Here is a 6034-nt window from a genome sequence, read left to right as displayed (position 1 = left end):
AGCGCGTATCGCTTACAGCAGGTGCCCATCCGGCTAACTCCGCATATCTACGCACCAAACGTGATCGCATGGGACATCTCCTTCAACACGCACTCTGCTCCTGAAAGGCAAAACCCCGCCGGGCATCGTCTACTCACCACCCGGGTGGTCAATAAGTCCCAAACAATTTCACACGCATACTGATGCGGATGTAAAAGACACCACTGCACAAGATTTCCGCGCCAACACAGCCCACACATAAACAAGACTGCATTACTGTGACGCGAGTCCGAGCGAGCGGCGGGGAGAACGTCGCGAACTAGATCTCCCCGCCGCGTCACACCGCGAAGGCGGCGTTGAGCAGATCGACCAGGTGCTGGCCTATTCGGGCTTGAGGATGACTTTGGTCCACCCGTTGTTGCGGTCTCCGAAGTTCTTGTAGGCATCCGCGGCTTTGCTGAGGGGGATCTCGTGGGAAACGATCCATGAAGGTTTGGCCTTGCCCACGGCAATCAGGTCGCGTAATTGTCGATTGTATTTCTTCACCGGGCATTGGCCGCTGCCCATGCTCTGGCCTTTGAGCCATTGCAGGCCGTAATCTATGGCTATCTTGCCCTGCTTGGCGTTCTCGTCGAAGCCGCCGGGATCTGCCGGCAGGAAGACGCCGACAACGCCGATGCCCCCGGTAATTCGCACCGTCTGAATCAGCCGGTTCAGAGTCATGGCGGGATCTTCGGTGCCCTGGGGGTCGTGGGCTTGATAGCCAACGCATTCACATCCCCGGTCCGCGCCGATCCCCTGGGTTTGGTCCAATACGAATTGAACCGGGTCCGTCTTTGAGTCATCAACGGCGATCGCGCCGATCTGCTCGGCGAGGGCCAGCCGGTCTGGGCGTCGGTCCACAACCCAGACTTTACTGGCGCCCTTGATCATGGCAGACAGGGCAGCCATCAGCCCGACCGGACCCGCACCGTAGATCACGACCGTGTCACCGGGGATAACGCCGGCCATCTCGGTAGCGTGGTAGCCAGTTGGGAAGATGTCCGAGAGCATCACGTAATCGTTTTGCTTTTCTACGGCGTCTTCACCCAAGCGCAGGCAGTTGTTGTCGCCGTAGGGCACACGCAGCATTTGGGCCTGCCCGCCGGGGTACGGACCCATTCCCGCGAAGCCGTAGGCGGCGCCCGCGCCGACCGGGTCTGGTTGAGTGGTCATGCAATAGTTGGTGAAACCGCGTTCACAATTCTTGCAAAATCCGCAAGAAATATTGAACGGCAACACGACGTGCTCGCCGACCTTGACCGCATCTACGCCGTTACCGACCTCGATGACCTCGCCCATATTTTCGTGGCCGAACGTGCGTCCAGCCTCGAAATCGGTGCGTCCCTCGTACATGTGCAAATCTGACCCGCAAATATTCGTGGCCGTAATGCGTACCAGAACGTCAGTGGGACGTTCGATCGTGGCATCCGGAACTTCTTCAACGTTGACCTCATTGGGCCCCTTGTACACGACTGCTTTCATTTTTTTCACTCCCTGAATTTTTGCCCGTGTAAGACGGAGGGTCCGTCTTCACTTTCGGAGGTGTACGAAAATTCATGCCCGGGCACTCTTGAGGCGCCCGCGGATTGCGCATGATTTATGTCTAACACCGTTCCATGTACGCCGCCTCACCGCCGCAATTATCGGGACGCCCACGCCGGACATCACCGGCCAGTATCCGTCTCCTACGAAGTGATCGGCAGTGCGCAGGCCGGATCAAGAGAACTCCTCTCTGTCGTCCTTGTATAGGGCGTGGGTGCGCTCGGCGCTGCTGCAGGGCCCGCATACCCGTCAACCAAAACCTTGCGCCACCGTTGCCATCGCAGTGGCCTTGACCCCGTCGGGTGGACACCTCACAAGCGAGAATGTTCACTATGGCAAGATCACGTCGGGACTTCACCCCTGAGTACAAAGACGAGGCCGTGAAGCTGGTCTTAACCACCGGAAGAGCGGTCGCAACCGTCGCCCGAGAGCTCGGCATCAACGAGACCACGTTGGGCCGGTGGGTGGTGGCGTTCAAGGCCCGCAACGAGACCGGACAGACCGAAATGACCGAGCCCGAGAGGGCCGCGCTGCTGCGGCTGCGGAAAGAAAACGCGGAACTGAAAATGGACAGGGCGTTCTTGAAAAAGCGTCCATCTTCTTCGCCCAGGAAGCATCGGATACGAACGTGTTGCGTTCGAACTGATTGGCGTAAGAAGAAGAACTTCACCATCACCGCATGGTCCGCCTCCTCGAGGTCTTCCGCTCTGGCTACTACGCGTGGATCGACCGCGCACCCTCGCTGGCGGCGATCCGGCGGGAACACATCGAGCAGAAAGTCGCCTTCTTCCACGGCGATTCTGACGAGGGCTACGGGGCCCCGCGGATCCTCGTCGACCTGCGTGCGGACGGGGAGGTCATCTCCCGCAAAACGGTCGCCAGGACCATGAAGCGCCTGGGTTTGGCGGGGATCTGCCCGAAGAAATGGACGACGACCACCATCATCATCATCATCATCAACCACGCTGACGCTTACCCGGTGGACGCCGTAAAACGGCAGTGGGACACCGGGGCGCTAAACCAGGTCTGGGCCGGCGACATTACCTATCTGAGGACGTGGGAGGGCTGGGTGTATTTGGCGACCGTCATCGATGCCCACAGCATCGGCTGGGCTATCGCCGACCACATGCGCACCGACCTCATCCAGGACGCACTCACGATGGCCATGGTCCTGCGCGAGGACCGCACGAAGATGGTAATCTTGCACTCAGACTGCGGCACCCAAGGCGAATTCAACTGGTCGAAGCAACACCGGCCTGTTCGGTCAATAATAAGTACTCGGCCCACACCTCGGTGGGGGTTTTCCAGCCTAGGATTTTGCGAGGTCGGTCGTTGAGTGTCACAGCAACGGCGTCGAGTTCATCAGCGTCCCATCGTGCAAGGTTGGTGCCTTTGGGCAAGTTTTGGCGCAGTAGTCCGTTTGTGTTTTCGTTCAGGGGTCGTTGCCACAGACCGCGGAAGTTCAACTCGCCGCTTAACCCGTGTCCACTAACCGGGGGCAAGGCCAGGGTTGCAATTGCGCCCTCTCGCGAGTACAAAGCGGTGCTTGAATTAGAGCAGGGCTGTGGTCAGCCAGTTTCTTTCCCGGCGGTCATTGCCGCTGTTGATGTTGCCATCGTCACGGAGTAGGCCAGCGGGACGAAGCTGATTTTGCGAGAAGCTACTGGCGAGTAGCGCCTGATGGTAGCGCCAGTCCAAGCACTTGGTAGCGCAGTTCTGACGAGTTGGTAGCGGCCCGGGCGTGGTGCCCGAGCAGCCCCCGGCTTCACTCCCAGTAGCTCTTCTGGGCGCGCGCTTGGTCGTTGCGGTGCTGGCGCATGTCGATTTGGCCGAGGTTGATGATGCGTGCGTTGTTGGCGAGGCGGTTCACGATTGAGTCCGCCGCGACCCGGTCGGGCAGCTCAGCGACCCAGTGCGCTGGTCCTGTCTGCGAGGCAATCATCGTCGGCAGCCGGTGCTCCCTGTTCGCGAGGATCGCGAACAGGTCGCTGGCTGCGTCGCTGTCAACGCCAACCGTGAGGAAGTCGTCAATGATGAGCAGGTCGATGTTGGAGAGCTCGTTCAACAGCTTCTGATGGGCGATGCCGTCGCCGCGAGCGATGACGAGCCTCCGGGCGAGGTCATCCATCCGGAAGTAGAGAACGGAGTGTTCACTGTGGCAGGCGCCGATGGCCAGCGCGCAGGCGAGGTAGGTTTTGCCGCCGCCGGTGGGCGAGATGATGAGCAGGTTGGTCGCATCGGAGCGCCAGTCATGGGCGCCATAGCGCCGCATTCTGACCGCGGTGATGCCGCGGCCGTCGCGGTAGTCAACCTCAGCGACGGTGGCGCCCGGGATCGGGAGGGCAGCTTGACGGATGAGTTTGTCGACCCGGCTGACCCGTCGGGATTCCAACGCGTCGTCAACCGCGGTGAGGAACAGCTGCTCGGGCGTGAGAGTGTCGTTGGCTTCATCCTGGATGAGTTCCTCCAGCCGGGTCGCGACGTGGGTCACCCGCAGGGCGCGGAACTTGTCGTAATCAACGCTCGTGAACGTCACTTTCCGTCCTCGTCTCGGGCGTAGTGCGACGCGTCACGGACATAGACGTCCGTGACGGTGTCGCGGAACACGACGGTGCTGCTGCGTTTGCGTGTCGAGGCCGCCGGGGTAACCGGCCGAGGCTTCTTTGCATCACTATCGATCGCCGCCATCAACCGTTTCAGCGTGGAATATGTCGGATGGGCCTTGCGATTGACGAGGTCCTGGCAGGCGGCCTCCAAGCGTTCCCGGTTGTTCTTGCCGAGACCGTCGAGAATGTTCTGGCAGGACAGGTAGCCCTGCGCCTCGATCGCCTGGCTGTCGAGGATCTGCTCGATCACCGTGACGGTGGCCGGCCCGGCGCTGCGCGCCCGGTCGATGAACCACCGCCTTGACCACAACCCGTCAATATCGCGGTGCTGCGGCGGAACATGCTCAGGCAAAGTCGAGTACTGGCCCTTGCGACCCGTCAACCGCGGGTGCTCGCAGATGCTGTCCGTGCCGTCGAAAATCGTCACCCGCGACGACGTTACCCGGACCCGCAACAACTTGCCCGCCAGGGCGAACGGCACTGAATAGCGTTGCGTGTCCGCGGTGACGTGGTAGTTCCGGGCGGCTTTCAACTCTTTCCACTCGACGTCCTCGAATCCGGCATCGGGCAGCGGGCTGAGCAGCTCGCGCTCCTCGGTGTCGAAGCGTTCCCACCGGGTGGTGTCGTCGGCGCGGCGGATGTCATGATTGATCTCCCGCACCCGTTCCTCGATTGCCGCGTTCAACTCGCTCAGCGTCGTGAAGACATCGTCCTCGAGGTAACCGATGACACGCTTGTTGACCACGTTCACCGCATTCTCGGCTGATGCCTTATCGCGGAGTTTTTTCACTCTGGCCGGGACAATTGCAGTCTGGTAATGATCCGCGAGCTGCTGATATCGTGCGTTGACGACCCGCTCCGCATCGCCCTTATGGGTTTGGTGGGTGGAGGTCGTCGGGTTATCCGGCACGATGATCTGCGTCACACCATCGAAGAACGCGAACGCTTGAACGTGCGCGTCGAGCCACGCTGGGGACTTCATATCTGCATAGGCGCGGCAGAACATCAGCCCCGAAAATGGCAGCACCGCGACGAACAAGATGGCTCGGACCACCTCGCCGGTGATGGTGTCGACGACGTCCATCGTGTCGCCGGCCCAGTCCACCAGCATCGCCCGTCCCGGCTCGTGACGCAGCACCGCCACGAGATCGTGGGTGCGGAGGTAGCCGGTGAATAGAGCGCAGAACTGCGAGTAACCGTACTTCTTCCCCGCATCTTTGGTGTCGACGTAGCGTCGCCACGCCAACAACAACGTGAAGTGCCGGTTCGCTTTCATCGACGCCAGCACCCGCGCCAAGTCGGGCTGGCCATACTCGTCGGACACTTTCCGGCGCCTGTCGGGGAACCATTCCGCCAGCTCGCCGTCGCTGACCGCATCTGTCGAGGTCAGACCTCGCTCCTGGACTTCCTGCCGCACCCGAGCCACGTCGCGATGCGAGCACCCCACGATCTCCACGACGTCGCGGTAACTGCGCCCCTCCAGCAATAACCCCAAAATTTTTCGATAGTCCGCCATCAACCCGCCCCTTAACAATGAAACGACAACGCCTTCTGCGTGTCCTTCCACAGCAGAGCAGGTCACCGCCGGCCAGCGCTACCGTGTTCTCGGAAACGTGCTACCAACTCGCCGGACTACCGCTACCACCAAGGGCTACTCGTCAGCTACCCCGATGTATACGGGCCAGTCGCAGGCAGCGAAGGCAGCGCTCTCGTCGCTCTCGGTGTCTCACTCCAAATGAGGTTCACCATTTAGGCATACCGGAACGAACCGCGCTCTGACCTGCCGCGGGTATTTCGGACAGCGGAATTAGTGGATTCTTCTACGCTGCCAATGCTGGCTGTTGATAACCGTAGTGGACTTCATT

The 6034-nt window shown here is 60.7% G+C and carries 5 protein-coding genes and 2 pseudogenes; 3 read left to right on the top strand and 4 right to left on the bottom strand.

The window, feature by feature from the left end:
* A partial coding sequence (locus CXY80_RS19820) for a hypothetical protein (RefSeq protein ID WP_233194745.1) occupies positions 1 to 183 on the top strand: 183 nt, incomplete at its 5' end.
* 177 nt (positions 184 to 360) lie between these two features.
* Here the strand turns inward: CXY80_RS19820 and CXY80_RS00555 are convergent.
* Positions 361 to 1503, bottom strand: a complete 1143-nt coding sequence (locus CXY80_RS00555; protein ID WP_104131181.1) for a glutathione-independent formaldehyde dehydrogenase — start codon at positions 1501 to 1503, stop codon at positions 361 to 363.
* 383 nt (positions 1504 to 1886) lie between these two features.
* On the opposite strand from CXY80_RS00555, the pseudogene CXY80_RS20575 reads away from it, so the two are divergent.
* Positions 1887 to 2117 (top strand): annotated as a pseudogene (locus tag CXY80_RS20575) (transposase); the annotation flags it as partial.
* A 125-nt stretch (positions 2118 to 2242) separates the two neighbouring features.
* Positions 2243 to 2899, top strand: coding sequence for a DDE-type integrase/transposase/recombinase (locus CXY80_RS00545; protein WP_104131179.1), 657 nt, complete (start codon positions 2243 to 2245; stop codon positions 2897 to 2899).
* On the opposite strand, the pseudogene CXY80_RS19815 reads toward CXY80_RS00545, so the two are convergent.
* From CXY80_RS19815 to istA, 3 genes and pseudogenes are all read right to left on the bottom strand, one after another.
* Positions 2796 to 3011, bottom strand: a pseudogene (locus CXY80_RS19815) (transposase); the annotation flags it as partial. The gene CXY80_RS00545 and the pseudogene CXY80_RS19815 sit on opposite strands and share 104 nt — an antisense overlap.
* Before the next feature lie 317 nt (positions 3012 to 3328).
* Positions 3329 to 4099, bottom strand: a complete 771-nt coding sequence (locus CXY80_RS00535) for an ATP-binding protein (protein WP_104131178.1) — start codon at positions 4097 to 4099, stop codon at positions 3329 to 3331.
* Entirely contained in the window at positions 4096 to 5685 is a 1590-nt protein-coding gene (istA, locus tag CXY80_RS00530) for an IS21 family transposase (protein ID WP_233194744.1), read from the bottom strand. Before istA ends, CXY80_RS00535 begins: the two co-directional genes overlap by 4 nt.
* Between the last annotated feature and the right edge of the window lie 349 nt (positions 5686 to 6034).

This window comes from Cryobacterium sp. M91 (assembly GCF_002929615.1).
Classification (GTDB): Bacteria; Actinomycetota; Actinomycetes; order Actinomycetales; family Microbacteriaceae; genus Cryobacterium; species Cryobacterium levicorallinum.
The sequence above is the reverse complement of the archived record's forward strand: the minus strand, read 5'-3'. Positions and strand labels throughout refer to the sequence as shown.

Coding starts and splice junctions, on each gene's coding strand:
- CXY80_RS00555 (WP_104131181.1), bottom strand. CDS start 1,503: ATGAAAGCAGTCGTGTACAAGGGGCCCAATGAGGTCAACGTTGAAGAA.
- CXY80_RS00545 (WP_104131179.1), top strand. CDS start 2,243: ATGGTCCGCCTCCTCGAGGTCTTCCGCTCTGGCTACTACGCGTGGATC.
- istA (WP_233194744.1), bottom strand. CDS start 5,685: ATGGCGGACTATCGAAAAATTTTGGGGTTATTGCTGGAGGGGCGCAGT.